Genomic DNA, 14,351 nt, shown 5'->3' on the forward strand with positions numbered 1-14,351 from the left:
CGGCGCGGTCGGCTTCACGACGTAGTGCGATCCGCAGAGCGGGGCGCGTCGCCCGGCATCGATCCGCTGACACGCGGATCGCTGTCGGCGGGCTCCACGAAGGCGCGGCGGTCCCCGCCCGCCGCGGCGCGGTCGGCTTCACGACGTGGTGCGTTCCGCGGAGCGAGGTGCGTCGCCAGGCATCGATCCGCTGGCACGCGGATCGCTGTCGGCGGGCTCCACGAGGGCGCGGCGGTCCCCGCCCGCCACGGCGCGATCGGCTTCACGACGTGGTGCGTTCCGCGGAGCGAGGTGCGTCGCCCGGCATCGATCCGCTGGCACGCGGATCGCTGTCGGCGGGCTCCACCTCGTCGAGCGGCGGCCACCTGCTCCTGCGATCGAGCAGGGCGGGCGTGCCTGAGTCGTGCCGGTCGAGTAGCCGCGGGACGCGGCGTATCGAGACCCACCAGGCACGGGCAACGGGTCGATGCTGGTCGAGAGGCCGCGGGACGCGCGGCATCGAGACCCACCGGACCGGGACTGCCCGTGCTCCTGCGGGCCCGCGTCAGGGGGCCAGGACGGCGACCGTCATGCCGGGCGTCGCGGCGGGGGCGTCCATCGCGGCGAGGGCGTCGGGCAGGTCCTCGAAGGCGATGGTGCGGCCGACGGAGTCGGCGGGGCGCAGACGGCCGGCGACGATGTCGTCGAGGAGGGCCGTGTAGCCGCTCCGGGCGATGCCGTGGCTGCCCAGCAGCTCCAGCTCCTGGGCGATGACCCGGCCGAGCGGGGTCGCCGGTGCGGCGTCGGGCCCGAGGAGCAGACCCACCTGCACGTGCCGTCCGCGCGGACGCAGGGCGGCGATCGACGCCTCCGCGGTGACCCTGCTGCCGACGGCGTCGACCGCCAGATGCGCCCCTCCTCCGGTCGCCGCGCGGATCGCGTCGGCGGCACCCTCGCCTCCGGGGACGGTCACCGCCCCGAGCGCCGCCGCGGCCTCCCGCGCGGGAGCGGAGACATCCGACGCCACCACCCGGGCTCCGGCGGCGAGCGCCACGATCACCGCGGAGAGGCCGACTCCGCCGCAGCCCAGCACCGCGACCCACTCCCCCGGGGCGACCCGGCCGCGCTCGTGCAGGGCGTGGTACGCGGTCCCGAAGCGGCAGCCGAGACCGGCCGCCTCGACGAAGCCGACGGAGTCGGGCAGGCGCACCAGGTTCAGGTCCGCACCCGGCACGGCCACCGCCTCGGCGAACGACCCGTCAAGGGTGAATCCCGGCTGCTGCTGCCGGAGGCACACCTGCGTCGCCCCCTCCCGGCACTGCTCGCAGTCGCCGCAGGCGAACACGAACGGCGCCGTGACCCGGTCGCCGACCGCGAAGAGCGACACCTGGGCTCCCGTCGCGATCACCGTCCCGGCGAACTCGTGCCCGGGGATCTGCGGCAGGACGACCGAGTCGTCGTGCCCCTTCCACGCGTGCCAGTCGCTCCGGCACACCCCGGTCGCCGCGACGCGGACGACGACGCCGTCGACGGGGCAGACGGGCTCCGGGACCTCGACGATCGCGGGGAGGGCGGAGAAGGACGAGTAGCTCACGGCGCGCATGCCGAGAGTCTTCCAGAGGCCCGGGCCGCGCTCTGCTTACAGTGCGTCGACCGGGATGCCGCCGGTGCCCGGCTGGGCGGGCTCGCGGTGGACCGGGTAGACCGTGCCCCGGGCGCGGTCGATCGCGATGCTGCCGAAGGCGAGCACGATTCCGGCCGCGGTCAGGCCCACGCCGACCCAGATGGGCGACAGGTAGCCCAGTCCGGCGGCGATCGTCAGGCCGCCGAGCGCGGCACCCACCGAGTTGCCGATGTTGAGCGCGGAGTGGTTGAGCGCTGCAGCGATCGTCTGGCTGTCGCGCGCCACGTCCATCAGCCGGGTCTGGATCGCGGGCGACGCGGCGGCCGAGAAGCCCGCCGAGAGGAACGCGAACACCACCAGGCCGACGACCGACGAGGCCGACAGCGCGAGTCCGATCAGCGAGACGCCGACGCCGGCGAAGAACACCACCAGCGCCCGCCGCACGTCGCGGTCGGCGGCCCAGCCGCCGACGAGGTTGCCGACGGTCATCCCGAGGCCGATGACGACCAGGATCCACGGGACCGCGCCGAGCGGCAGGCCCGTCACCTCGGTCGCGAGCGGCGAGATGTAGCTGTACATCGCGAAGAGTCCGCCGAAGCCGATGGCGCCGACGAGCAGGGTCATCCAGACCTGCAGGCGCCCGAACGCCCGCAGCTCGTTGCGGACGGTCGCCGCCGGATTCCCGGGCTGCGCGGGCACCAGAAGCTGGACGGCCACGACGGTCAGCGCGAAGAGCACCGCGACCACGAGGTAGGCGGTGCGCCAGCCGGCGATCTGCCCGACCCAGGTGATCGCGGGCACGCCGACGACGTTCGCGATCGTGAGCCCGGAGAGGACGAACGCGACTCCCTTGCCGCGCTTGCCGGGACCCATCAGGTCGGCGGCGACCAGGGAGGCGATGCCGAAGTAGGCGCCGTGCGGGAGCGCGGCGACGAAGCGCGCGGCGAGGACGAGCGGGAAGCTCGGAAGCAGTGCCGAGCCGATCGTCCCGACGGTGAAGGCGACGAGGAGGGTCAGGAGGAGCCTCTTGCGCGGCCAGCGCGCCGCTGCGGCGGCGATGGTGGGGGCGCCGACCACGACGCCGAGTGCGTAGGCCGAGATCAGCATCCCGGCCTGCGAGACGGCCTGCTCCTGGCTCACGGCCCAGACCCCGGGGAGGAGGTCGGCGGCGAGCTGCGGGAGGAGCCCCATCGCGACGAACTCGGTCGAGCCGATGCCGAAGCCCCCCATCGCGAGGGCGAGCAGGGCGAGGCGGGTCCGAGCGGGCGAGAGCGTCACCGCTCAAGGCTACTCAGGATCGGGCGGATGTCGAATCGATTCGAGAAAGCCTGGACACGAGAGGTCGCGGCGGGGACCCGCTACTCCCCCAGCGCGTCGTTCAGCCGGGCGATCTTGCCGTCGATCTCGCCTGAGTAGCCGGGTCGGATGTCCGCCTTCAGGACGAGCGACACGCGCGTCCCGAACGCTCCGACGGCCTCCGTCGCGCGCTTGACGACGTCGAAGACCTCGTCCCACTCCCCCTCGATCTCGGTGAACATCGAGGTCGTCCGCGACGGCAGGCCGCTCTCGCGGACGATGCGGACGGCGGCGGCGACGGCGTCGTGGACGGACGCGTCGGGCGCCTCGCCCCCGGACGGTGCGACCGAGAATGCGACGAGCATGGGAGCCTCCTTGACTGCGCGCACCGCGTGCCGGCCCCGCGCCCTCCGAGCCTACGAGCCCTGTGGCGCCAGGCGGGTCTCGCCGGTCAGCGACGACGCGGAAGTCGTGGCGCCGGGTGCGACGACCCGCGCCGTCCCCATCCTCCACAGCTCGCGCAGCAGCCAGCCGAGCAGCACCACGAGGAGGATGTTCCGCACGGTCAGCACGAGCACCATCCACCAGTGCGACCAGAGGAGGAAGAGGTAGAGGTACGGGTAGACCACCTGGGTCAGAGCCGCAGTGACGAGGGACAGCTTCGCGGGCCGGTCGAACGCGCCGTCGCGGCACGCGATCAGCCCGGCGATCACCGGCGGCGCGAGCCAGACGATGTACTGCGGCGAGAGCACCTTGTTGGTGTCGATGAACACGACCACGAAGGTCAGCGCGAGCAGCGGGAACAGCCTCGCGGGGTCCGCCCGGCGGGCGAGAGCACGGGCACCCAGCAGGGCCACGCCGAGCATGGCCAGAGCGAGCAGCGGGGTCATCAGGCTCGCCGCGAACTCGGTGCCGGGCCCGTGCATCTCGAAGGTGTTGATGTCGGCGGCGTAGTAGACGTAGCTCCCCGATCCCGGGAGGACCGACAGCCACATCCAGGGAGTGCTCACGACGGCCTCGATCTGGAGGCCCCGATCGGTCTGATCGGTGACGAAGCTGAAGACCTGGTCCCCGCCGCCGACGAGGACGACCGCGAGCACGATGATCACGGAGGCGACCGCGGGGAAGAGGATCATCCGCAGCCGTCCGCGCAGGACCAGCACGGCAGCGGCGAGGATCGCGGCCGGCCACACCTTGATCCAGGTGGCCACGGTCAGCAGCAGCGCCGCGACGCCCGGACGGGTCGCCGCCCAGAGCATCCCGGCGATGGCCGGCGGCGCAGTGAAGGCGTCGATGCGGCCGATCGCGATCGGCCCGAGGAGGACGAGGAACAGCAGCCACCAGCGCGCCGCGGCGAGGCGAGGTGCCGACCGGCCGCGCAGCAGCAGGGCGAAGGCGGCGGCGTCGGCGAGCGCGACGAGGACGAGCCACATCAGGTCGTAGCCCGCCGAGCCGAAGAGCCAGGAGGCGGCGATCGGGCCCCAGGCGAGGATCGGGTAGACCCAGCCCGTGTCGATCCCGGCGATGCCGCCGCCCTCGACGGCGGTCCTCATCCACTCCTTGTAGACGATGCTGACGTCGCCCATCGGCAGACCCGGAGCGAACAGCGCCAGGAGGGAGAGCACCACGTGCACCAGCGCGAAGGCGCCCCAGAGCACGGCGACGGAGTCGCGGTTCTCGCGCAGCCGGGCGAGGGGGCGGGAGGACGCTCGAGGAGGGGAGGACGGCACCGCGTCATTGTAGAGGGGCCGCTGAACGGGACCCTGGCAGCACCTGAGCCCGCCTGGGAGCGCCGCTCCCGCCGGGCATCGGTCCCCCGGCGGCGTCGGTCGCCGCCGGGCGTCAGCAGACGGCGTCGCGACCCGACGAACTCAGTAGCCGGCGAACGCGTCGGTGCGGATCCGCTTCGCCCCGGCACCGCGCAGGGCGCCGCGGACCGAGTCGACGAACGACGGCGACCCGGAGACGTAGCCCACACGGCGGCCGGCGTCCGGCACCGCGTCCGCGAGCAGCTCGGCGGTCAGTCGGCCTGTGACGTGCGACCACCGTGCGGGCAGGTCGGTCGGCGCCTCCTTCGAGCAGAGCACGACCCGGGCCCCCGACTCCTGCAGCAGGTCGCGGTACGCGACCTCGGCGAGGCTCGGCGCGGCGACCACGACGACGACGTCGCGCCGCGGACCGTCCGCGAGCGAGCGGAGCTGACTGGCGAACGGCGTGATCCCGATACCGCCCGCCACCAGCAGCAGCGGCACGGCGGGATCGGCAGGCAGGACGAAGTCACCGCCGACGCTCGTCGCCCGGAGCGAGTCGCCGGGCTCCAGAGCGGCGAGGGCGCGCTTGAAGCTGCTCGCCTTCTCCGGCATCCGCAGGGCGATCGCGATCTCGCCGTCGGACGGAGCGGAGGAGACCGAGAAGGTGCGCCGGCTGCCCCGGCTGTCGGCGCGGTGCGGCAGGTCGAGCTCGAGCCACTGGCCCGGCTCGAAGGTCAGCGGCGAGCGGGAGCGGAAGCGGTACTCCGCGATGCCCGGCGCCAGCACGAGGGTCGAGGCGAGCTCGAGCGTGTGCCGCCGACGCTGGCGGAACGCGAAGGCGAACGCGAGGGCGTTGCCGACCACGAGGCCCAGCTCCGGAGTGGCGGAGACGACGCCGATGTGGAAGGGGACGCTCGCCACGAGCGCTGCGACGACCGCGATGATCAGCTGCTGCGAGCGGCGCGGCGCGAGCGTGAGCGGCTCCGTCAGCATGAAGGCGCCGGCGAAGACGAAGGGGTAGGCCGTGAGGACCAGGGCCGCCGCGGCGCCGAGGTCCTGGCCGTTCTGCACCGCCTGCTGCACGGACACCCCGCCGGCGACGACGACGAAGACGGCGAAGACGGCCCAGCGGCGGACCCGCGCGACGATCAGGAGGGAACCCACGACGACGAACGGCCAGATCGCGCCACTGGCGATCCACCAGGCTCCGGCGTTGAGCCCGGTGAAGCCGATGATCAGCACGGCGACCGCGGCCGGGTTGAAGAGGTGGCGGCCCCGCCAGGCCAGGACGTACTTGGACGCGGCGGCGATCGCGCCGACGAGCGCGATCACGGCGAGCCCGCGAGGATCGGCCGTCGGGAAGAGCAGGCAGGCGATCAGCAGACCGGTGACGAGCGAGGACTCCAGGTGCGCGCGGCTGCGGAACAGCCGCGCGAGGACCGCGCTGACCAGGGCCGTCGAGGCGACGGCGACGAGCGTCGTGCCGAGGATCTCGAGCGGCGTCGAGAAGATCAGGCCGGCTGCGGCGTAGCCGACGGCGACGAGCAGGAGCGCGGCGAGCGTCATCCAGACCAGCCGGTAGGTGGTGACGCGGCCGAGGGCGCGGTCGAAGGTGCCGATCATCGGAAGACCTCTCCGGGGAAGGAAGGCGAGTAGTGGAGGGTGCCGTCGCTGCGGACGCGGACGAACTCGAAGTCGAAGCGCTCGGCGAGGGCCTCGGGCGGACAGACGAACAGCGCGGTCGCGAGCCCGTCGGCGACGAGGGCCGTGTCGGCCACCGCCCAGGCGGCGACGATGCTCTCGACCGGAGCTCCGGTCCGCCCGTCGAGGACGTGGTGGAGGCCGCTGCCCCAGGCGCGGCGGTTGCTCGCCGAGCCGCAGAGCGCGCGGTCGCCGGGCACCGCCACTCCCAGTGCGCTGCTCGGGTCCCACGGGTGCTCGAGGCCGACCCGGACGGGTCCGGCTCCGATGCCCCGGAGGTCGCCGCTCGCGTCGACGACGGCGGGCCCGACTCCGTCGAGCTCCTCGAGGACGAGGTCGACGAGCTGGCCCTTGCCCGCGGCGCCGACGTCGACGACGGTCCCGGGCTCGACCCGCAGTCCCGCCGCCCCGCGTCGGGCGGCGGCCCAGGAGGGAGCCGGGACGGCGGGTCCGCGCGGGACGAGGGTGTACGCGGAGTCGTAGCCGAGCTGCTCGAGAGAGCCGCCGACGAAGGGGGTGACCGCCCCGCCGGTCAGCTCGTCGAGCACGTCGTACAGTGCGAAGAGGTCGACCGCCTCGTCGGGGAAGACGTGCTCGCCTCCGGCCCGCAGCTGCGAGACGGCGGAGTCGTCACGGAACCGCGACCAGGTGCGGTCGTACTCCGCGATGCGCGCCTCGACCCGCGAGCGGTGGGAGGGCCCGAGCGGCTCGGCGGTGTCGATCTGCCAGCCGGTGCCGATCGCGTCGAACCGCCACGCGTCGCCGAGGACCGTCGGGGCGTCAGGCCGTGGCATCGGCCTTGATGGTCTCGACGGCGTCGTTGAAGCCGCCGGAGGTGAGGGAGGACCCCGACACCTTGGAGACCTTCAGCTCGTCGAGCTGCTTGCCGACGACCTCGCCCGCGATGCCGCCCGCGAAGCGCGACTGGTACTGCTGGCCGGTGGGGTTCTCCGACTCCGGGGTCACGGTCACGTCGGTGACGACGCCGTCGGCGAGGGTCAGCGAGACGCCCACCTTCTCGTTCCCTCCGGGCGAGGTGTAGGCGCCCTCTGCCTCGTAGGTGCCGTCGGCGTAGCTGCTGCCGCTCGCGGCGGAGGACGCGGCGCCGGTGGCCTCGGGGGCGGAGCTGGTGGCGGTGCTCGGAGCGGTGGTGGTCGCCGCGTCGGCGGCGTCGCTCCCGGTCGTGGTGGTGCTGGAGCAGGCGGCGAGCGCGGCGAGGGTGCCGGCGCCGGCGAGGAGGGTCAGGGCGTAGCGGGCGGGAGTCGTGGTCTTCGCGGTCATGTCTGTTCTCCTGGTCAAGGCGGACGCGGCGGATCCGACGGTAGAGGTGCTCGCTTCGAGCACCCGATGAGGCGGCGGTGCGGAGCCGGTGAGCCGGGCCGCGGGCGTCGCTTCCTCCAGGACAACGGCGGCGGTCCCGGTTCGGTTCAGCGCTCGTCCGACGGGCGTGTCAGCGCAGGAGTGCGGCGACCACTCCGGGCAGGTGCTCCGCGATGTCGAGCGCGGCGATCGGGCCCCCGGCAGAGGCGCTCCGTCCGGCCTCCGCGTGCAGGACGGCGGCCGCGGCGGCCACGGGGGCGAGGTCCTCCGCGGTCAGAGTCTCCCCGGCCGCCTCGGCGTCCGCGGCCCGACCGGCGAGGAGTGCGCCGAGCACGCCGCCGAGGACGTCGCCGCTGCCCGCGGTCGCCAGCCAGGGCGTGGATCCGGAGACCTCGAGCTCGACGCCGCCCGCGACGACGTGGGTGGTGCCGCCCTTGAGGAGCACGCAGACTCCGAGGCGGTCCGCCGCCCGGCGCGCCCACTCCCCCGGGGCCTCGGCGATCGTCGCGGCGTCCGCGTCCAGACCCGCTCGGCCGAGCACTCCGGCGAGCTCGCGGTAGTGCGGCGTGATGACGACCGGGCCTGCGGCCTCGTCGATCAGGTCGAGCACGCCCGCGTCGAGCACCACCGGGACTCCCGAGTGCAGCTGCTCGATCAGGGTGCGCCGCTCCTCGTCGCTGCGGTCCTCGGCGCTGGTGCCGGAGCCGACGAGCCAGGCCTGCACGCATCCCACCGCGGTCACGACCTCCGGCCGCCGGGCGAGCACCAGTCCCGCGGGCCGCTCCGGTCCGAGGTAGCGGACCATGCCGACTCCCGTCCGCACCGCCGCCTCGACGCCGAGCACCGCCGCTCCCGGGTACCGCTCCGACCCGGTCGCGATCCCCAGCACCCCGCGCGTGTACTTGTCGTCGTCCTCCCGCGGCACCCTGATGCTCCGCGCCGCCTCCGCCGTCCCGACCCGCTCACCCATCCCGCCACCCTACGTCGCCCTGCGGCGGAGCCGCCCGGTGCCGCCGCTGCCGCACTGGTGCCGGCGTAGCGCACTGGTGCCGCCGCAGCCGCACTGGTGCCGGCGCAGCGCACTGGTGCCGGCGCAGCCGCACCCCTCTCCCCTTGCTCCAGAGGGGCGCGGGTGCTGGAGGGGGCAGTCGCAAGGCGGAGGAGGAAGCGGTACCGGCGGTACCGCGCCCGACGACAACGCCGCGAACGCCCCCTCCAGCACCCGCGGGCGCGGGCCGCGGAGGGGTCGGATGCAAGGCGGAGGAGGAAGCAATACCGGCGGTATCGCGCCCGACGACAACGCCGCAGACGGCCCCTCCAGCACCCGCGGGCGCGGGCTGCGGAGGGGTCGGATGCAAGGCGGAGGAGGAAGCGATACCGGCGGTATCGCGCCCGACGACAACGCCGCAGACGGCCGCTCCGCGGCCCGCGCCTAGCGGCGGGTGGCGTCGTCGACTTCGCCGACGAGCTCCTCGATGATGTCCTCGAGGAACAGCACTCCGGTGGCGCGGCCCTGCTCGTCGAACGCCCGGGCGAGGTGGGCGCCGGTGCGCCGCATGATCGCGAGGGCGTCCTCGAGGTCGGTGGCCTCGAAGATCGAGGCGAGCTGGCGGATGCGCTTGGCGGGGACGGGGAGGCGGAACTTGGCGCCCTCCGTGTCGCCGTCGAGGTCGAGGACGTCCTTGAGGTGGATGTAGCCCTCGGGGGTGCCGTCCTCGCCGAGGATCACGTAGCGCGAGAAGCCGTGCTTGGCGACGGCGCGCTCGACGTCGGCGGGGGTCGCTCCGCTGGGGAGGCTGACGATCCCGTCGAGGGGCAGGGCGACGTCGTGGACCTTCTTCTCGGTGAACTCGAACGCGGCGAGGAGGGTCCCGGTCGAGTCGCGGAGTGTGCCCTCGCGGGTGGACTGGTCGACGATCGTCTGCACCTCCTCGAGCGTGAACGTGCTGTTCGCCTCGTCCTTGGGCTCCACCTTGAAGAGGCGGAGCACTCCGTTCGAGACCGCGTTGAGGGCGACGATGATCGGGCGGAGGACCCGGGCGATGGCGACGAGCGGCGGCGCCAGGAGGAGCACGGCGCGGTCGGGCATCGAGAACGAGATGTTCTTGGGGACCATCTCGCCGAGCACCACGTGCAGGAACGACACGATCAGCAGCGTGATGACGAAGGCGACGGTGCCGGAGAGCTCGTCGGGGATGCCGACGGCGTGCAGCGGCACCTCGAGCAGGTGGTGGATCGCCGGCTCGCTCACATTGAGGATCAGCAGCGAGCAGACGGTGATGCCCAGCTGCGTGGTCGCGAGCATCAGTGTGGCGTGCTCCATCGCGGCGAGCGCGGTGATCGCGCTGCGGCGTCCGCTCTCCGCGAGGGGCTCGATCTGGGAGCGGCGCGCGGAGATGACCGCGAACTCCGCTCCGACGAAGAAGGCGTTCGCGGCGAGGAGCACCACGAGCCAGGCGATTCCGGCCCAGTCACTCATCGTCGGACTCCTTCCGTCCGCGGTGTCCGCGGGCGACGTCGGCGAGCGGGTCGGGGATCCCGTCGGGATCCGCGTCGGGGTCGGGCGTGAAGCGGAGGCGGTCGATGCGGCGGCCGTCCAGGCGCTCGACGCGCAGCGAGCCGCCCTCGACGTCGACCCGGTCGCCGACGGCGGGGAGGCGGCCGAGCTCGCTCATCACGAATCCGGCGACCGTCTCGTAGGGCCCCTCCTCGGGGATGTGCACGCCGGCGCGGTCGAGGACCTCGTCGGGGCGGAGCATGCCGGGGAAGGTGGTGGAGCCGGGGAGCTTGACCACGTCGGCCCGGGAGCGGTCGTGCTCGTCGGCGACCTCGCCGACCAGCTCCTCGACCAGGTCCTCGAGCGTGGCGACGCCCGCCGTCCCGCCGTACTCGTCGACGACGACCGCGAGCTGGAAGCCGCGTCCGCGCAGCTCGGTGAGCAGCACGTCGAGCTTCATGGTCTCGGGGACGCGGAGCGGCTCGGAGCGCAGCGCCGTGACCGGCACGTCGGACCTCTTGCCGCGGGGCACGGCGACGGCCTGCTTGACGTGCACGACTCCGACGATGTCGTCGATGTCGTCGTCCGTGATCGGGAAGCGCGAGAACCCGGTGGTGCGGGCGAGGTCGAGCACGTCCTGCGCGGTGCTCGCGCGCTCGACCGTCGACAGGCGCAGGCGCGGCGTCATCACGTCGCCCGCGGTGAGGGCGGAGAAGCGGAGGGTGCGCCCGAGCAGGTCGGCCGTGTCCTCCTCGAGCAGTCCGGCACTGGCGGAGTGGCGCACGAGGCTCGAGAGCTCCTCGGCGCTGCGGGCGCCCGAGAGCTCCTCCTTCGGCTCGATGCCGACCAGGCGCAGCAGGGCGTTCGCGCTGCCGTTCAGCAGGGCGACGGCCGGGCGGAACACCGTCGTGAACGCGGTCTGCAGCGGCACGACGAGCTTCGCGGTCGCCCGCGGCAGGGCGAGGGCGAAGTTCTTGGGGACCAGCTCGCCGAGGATCATCGACAGCAGGGTCGCGATGACGATGGCGACCACCGTCATGACCGGCGCGAGCGCCTCCTCCGGGATGCCGAGTCCGCTGAACGGCTCCTGGAGCAGCGTCGAGAGGGCGGGCTCCATCGTGTAGCCGGTGAGCAGCGTCGTGAGCGTGATGCCCAGCTGCGCGCTCGAGAGGTGCGTGGAGGTGACGCGCAGGGCCGCGATGGTCATCCCCAGGCGCGTCTCGCCGCGGTCACGACGGGCCTCGAGGTCGGCCCGGTCGAGGTTCACCAGCGCGAACTCGCTGGCGACGAAGACGCCGGTGCCCAGGGTCAGCAGCAGGCCGACGCCGAGGAGGAGCCACTCAGTTCCCACGGTGGTCGCCCCCGGTCACGAGAGGGTGGTGCGAGGAGGGCCGGACGGTGCGGGCCGGCGGAGCGGCGGCACCGGAGCGTCGAACGGGAGTCCGAGGAGCACGGCAGTGAGCGGAACAGGCCGGATGCGCAGAGGGAGGGTCGTCCATTGTGGCGCCGAGTCTACCCGCCGCGGAGCGCCGCCGGGCGTGCTCCGACGCGGCGGCTCAGAGCCACTTCTTCCGCTTGAACACCGCGTAGAGCGCGAAGCCGAACAGCACCATCAGGCCCAGCGCCCAGGGGTAGCCGAGGCGCCAGTGCAGCTCCGGCATGTCGTCGAAGTTCATCCCGTAGATGCCGGCCACCAGGGTCGGGGCGAAGAGGATCGCCGCCCACGAGGAGATCTTGCGGACCACGTCGTTCTGGGCGAGCCCGGTCTCGGTCTGCCGGCGCGAGACGAGCGTCGAGTGCACCGTGAGCGCCTTGTCGAGGATCGCGCGCAGGGAGTCGACCGCCTCCGTCACGCGGATGGTGTGGTCGAGCACGTCGCGGAGGGAGCGGCGCAGCTCGATCCGCTCCGGCGAGGGCGAGGGCTCCCCCTCCACGGGCGTCGACTCCTGCAGCAGCTCGTGAAGCAGGGCGGTCAGCGGCTGCACCGAGCGCTGGAAGTGGATGACCTCGCGCGAGAGCCGGTAGATGCGCTCGGAGAGCCCGTCGTCCGAGTCGTCGCCGAAGAGCTGGTCCTCGATCTCGTCCACGTCGCCCTGGACGCCGAACACCACCGGCGCGTACTCGTCGACGACCTGGTCGAGGATCGCGTAGAGCACCGCTTCGGGCCCGCGGGCGAGGAGGGCCGGATCCTCCTCCAGGCGGCGGCGCACGCGGGCGAGGTCCGGGGAGTCGGCGTGCCGGATGGTGACCACGAAGTCGGGGCCGACGAAGACGTGCAGCTCGCCGAAGACGACCGTCTCGGCGGCGTCCGCGTAGCGCGCCGGCCGCAGCACGACGAAGAGCCCGTCGTCGTAGCGCTCGAGCTTGGCCCGCTGGTGCCCGCTGAGCGCGTCCTCGACGGCGAGCGGGTGCAGCCCGAACTCCTCGGCGACCGCCTCGACCTCCTCGCGCGTCGGGCGGTAGAGGCCGATCCAGGCCATGCCGTGCTCGTCGCGCATCAGCTCGAAGGTGTCCTCGAGCGAGTCGGGGTTCCGGATGCGGCGGCCGTCGACGTACACGGCGTTGTCGACGATGGTCATGGGCTCGGTTCTAGCACGCGGCGCCCGCTCACCAGCTGACCGGCAGCGCCTTGCCCTCCTCGTAGCCCGCGGCCGACTGCAGGCCCACGTGCGCCCGCTCGTGGAAGTCGGCCACGCTCCGGGCGCCGGCGTAGGTGAAGGACGAGCGGACCCCCGAGGTGATCATGTCGAGCAGGTCCTCGACCGAGGGCCGCAACGGGTCGAGGTAGATGGTGGAGGAGGAGATGCCCTCGGCGAAGAGGCGCTTGCGGGCGAGCTCGTAGGCGTCGAGGCGGTCGAAGCGCTCCTGCACCGCCTTGGCCGAGGCCATGCCCCAGCTCTCCTTGTAGACCCGGCCGGCCGCGTCGCTGCGCAGCTCCCCCGGCGCCTCGATCGTGCCGGCGAACCAGGAGCCGATCATCACGGAGGCGGCGCCCGCGGCCAGCGCGAGGGCGACGTCGCGCGGGTAGCGCACCCCGCCGTCCGCCCAGACGTGGGCGCCCAGCTCGTGCGCGCGCTCGGCCGTCTCGAGGACGGCCGAGAACTGCGGGCGGCCGACCGCGGTCATCATCCGGGTGGTGCACATCGCGCCGGGGCCGACGCCGACCTTGAGGATGTCCGCTCCCGCGTCGACGAGGTCGTGCACCGCGTCGGCCGTGACGACGTTGCCCGCCGCGATCGGCACTCCGAGATCGAGCGCGGAGACCGTCCGGAGCGCCCGGAGCATCCCCTCCTGGTGGCCGTGCGCGGTGTCGAGGACGAGGACGTCGACGCCCGCGGAGACGAGCGCGCGCGCCTTCGCCTCGACGTCGCCGTTGATGCCGATCGCCGCCGCGACGCGCAGACGCCCGTCCGCGTCGAGCGCCGGGTCGTAGACGGTGGAGCGGAGGGCGCCGGTGCGCGACAGCGTGCCGACCAGGGCGCCGTGGTGCAGCACCGGGGCGAAGTCGAGGTCGGCGGCCACCATGAGGTCGAAGGCGGCCCGCGCGGTGGGCACGTCGTCGGCGTCGATCGAGGGCGTGGCGGAGTGCACCAGGTCGCCGAGGCGCGCGTCCGGCAGCGCGGTCGCCAGGCGCGCGGCCGGGACGCAGCCGAGGATCGCGCCGCCCTCCTCCTGCACCACGAAGCCGTGGCCGGCGACGGCCGGCAGGATGCGCAGCGCCTCCTCCACGGTCGTCGCCGGCGAGGCGGTGAGGGCGCCGGAGAAGGCGACCGGCTGGCGCTTCACCCAGCGGATCGCGGCGTCCAGCGCCTGCAGGGGCATGTCCTGCGGGAGGACGCCGAGCCCGCCCCGGCGCGCGAGCGTCGCTGCGAGGCGCTGACCGGTGACCGAGTTCATGTTGGAGGAGACGACGGGGATCGTCGCCCCGGTGCCGTCGCCCGGGGCGAGCGAGACGTCGAGGCGGCTCGTCACCGACGAGCGGCCGGGGACGAGGAAGACGTCCGAGTAGGTGAGGTCGCCTGAGGGTGTTCCGCCGGAGAAACGCATGGGGGAAACGCTACTCCGGCGCGGCCCCGGGTCGGCCGTGCAGGGAACGGGGCTAGGCTTGGCGACCGGGACGGGACCAGGCGACGGCACCGGTTCCCGCTGGTGCGAGGACGACCTCCTCCGCCGCGGTGGCAGG

12 protein-coding genes are annotated in these 14,351 nt (G+C 73.6%); all 12 read right to left on the minus strand.

The features are described from left to right. Positions 1-544 precede the first annotated feature (544 nt). The 12 genes from C5D66_RS09425 to C5D66_RS09480 all read right to left on the minus strand — a co-directional run bounded on the left by C5D66_RS09425 (position 545) and on the right by C5D66_RS09480 (position 14,215). Complete coding sequence (locus tag C5D66_RS09425; RefSeq protein ID WP_104255274.1) at positions 545-1,582, minus strand: alcohol dehydrogenase catalytic domain-containing protein; 1,038 nt, start codon at positions 1,580-1,582, stop codon at positions 545-547. A 36-nt stretch (positions 1,583-1,618) separates the two neighbouring features. Then, a complete protein-coding gene (locus tag C5D66_RS09430; RefSeq protein WP_104255294.1) occupies positions 1,619-2,833 on the minus strand; it encodes an MFS transporter in 1,215 nt (404 codons plus the stop codon). 128 nt (positions 2,834-2,961) lie between these two features. After that, positions 2,962-3,264 carry a thiamine-binding protein gene (locus C5D66_RS09435; RefSeq protein WP_104224449.1) on the minus strand — a complete coding sequence of 101 codons (303 nt, stop codon included), beginning with the start codon at positions 3,262-3,264 and terminating at the stop codon, positions 2,962-2,964. A gap of 51 nt (positions 3,265-3,315) precedes the next feature. Beyond that, positions 3,316-4,629 carry a glycosyltransferase 87 family protein gene (locus C5D66_RS09440; RefSeq protein ID WP_104255273.1) on the minus strand — a complete coding sequence of 438 codons (1,314 nt, stop codon included), beginning with the start codon at positions 4,627-4,629 and terminating at the stop codon, positions 3,316-3,318. A 141-nt stretch (positions 4,630-4,770) separates the two neighbouring features. Further along, entirely contained in the window at positions 4,771-6,273 is a 1,503-nt protein-coding gene (locus C5D66_RS09445) for an oxidoreductase (protein WP_104255272.1), read from the minus strand. Further along, entirely contained in the window at positions 6,270-7,145 is an 876-nt protein-coding gene (locus tag C5D66_RS09450) for an FAD:protein FMN transferase (protein ID WP_104255271.1), read from the minus strand. Before C5D66_RS09450 ends, C5D66_RS09445 begins: the two co-directional genes overlap by 4 nt. Beyond that, on the minus strand, positions 7,132-7,632 hold the full coding sequence (locus C5D66_RS09455; RefSeq protein WP_104224453.1) for an FMN-binding protein: 501 nt from the start codon (positions 7,630-7,632) through the stop codon (positions 7,132-7,134). The genes C5D66_RS09450 and C5D66_RS09455 overlap by 14 nt, the downstream gene beginning before the upstream one ends. A 169-nt stretch (positions 7,633-7,801) precedes the next feature. Further along, the gene (locus C5D66_RS09460; RefSeq protein ID WP_104255270.1) at positions 7,802-8,641 is read right to left on the minus strand and encodes an ADP/ATP-dependent (S)-NAD(P)H-hydrate dehydratase; all 840 of its coding nucleotides are present in this window, start codon (positions 8,639-8,641) and stop codon (positions 7,802-7,804) included. A gap of 462 nt (positions 8,642-9,103) precedes the next feature. Continuing rightward, a complete protein-coding gene (locus C5D66_RS09465) occupies positions 9,104-10,150 on the minus strand; it encodes a hemolysin family protein (protein ID WP_104224111.1) in 1,047 nt (348 codons plus the stop codon). Continuing rightward, complete coding sequence (locus C5D66_RS09470) at positions 10,143-11,519, minus strand: hemolysin family protein (RefSeq protein WP_104225499.1); 1,377 nt, start codon at positions 11,517-11,519, stop codon at positions 10,143-10,145. Before C5D66_RS09470 ends, C5D66_RS09465 begins: the two co-directional genes overlap by 8 nt. Before the next feature lie 205 nt (positions 11,520-11,724). Beyond that, positions 11,725-12,747, minus strand: a complete 1,023-nt coding sequence (gene corA, locus C5D66_RS09475; RefSeq protein WP_104224113.1) for a magnesium/cobalt transporter CorA — start codon at positions 12,745-12,747, stop codon at positions 11,725-11,727. Between the two features lie 28 nt (positions 12,748-12,775). Beyond that, positions 12,776-14,215 carry a GuaB1 family IMP dehydrogenase-related protein gene (locus C5D66_RS09480; protein WP_104246650.1) on the minus strand — a complete coding sequence of 480 codons (1,440 nt, stop codon included), beginning with the start codon at positions 14,213-14,215 and terminating at the stop codon, positions 12,776-12,778. Positions 14,216-14,351: the final 136 nt, after the last annotated feature.

The organism is Rathayibacter sp. AY1B4 (assembly GCF_002932815.1).
GTDB lineage: Bacteria > Actinomycetota > Actinomycetes > Actinomycetales > Microbacteriaceae > Rathayibacter.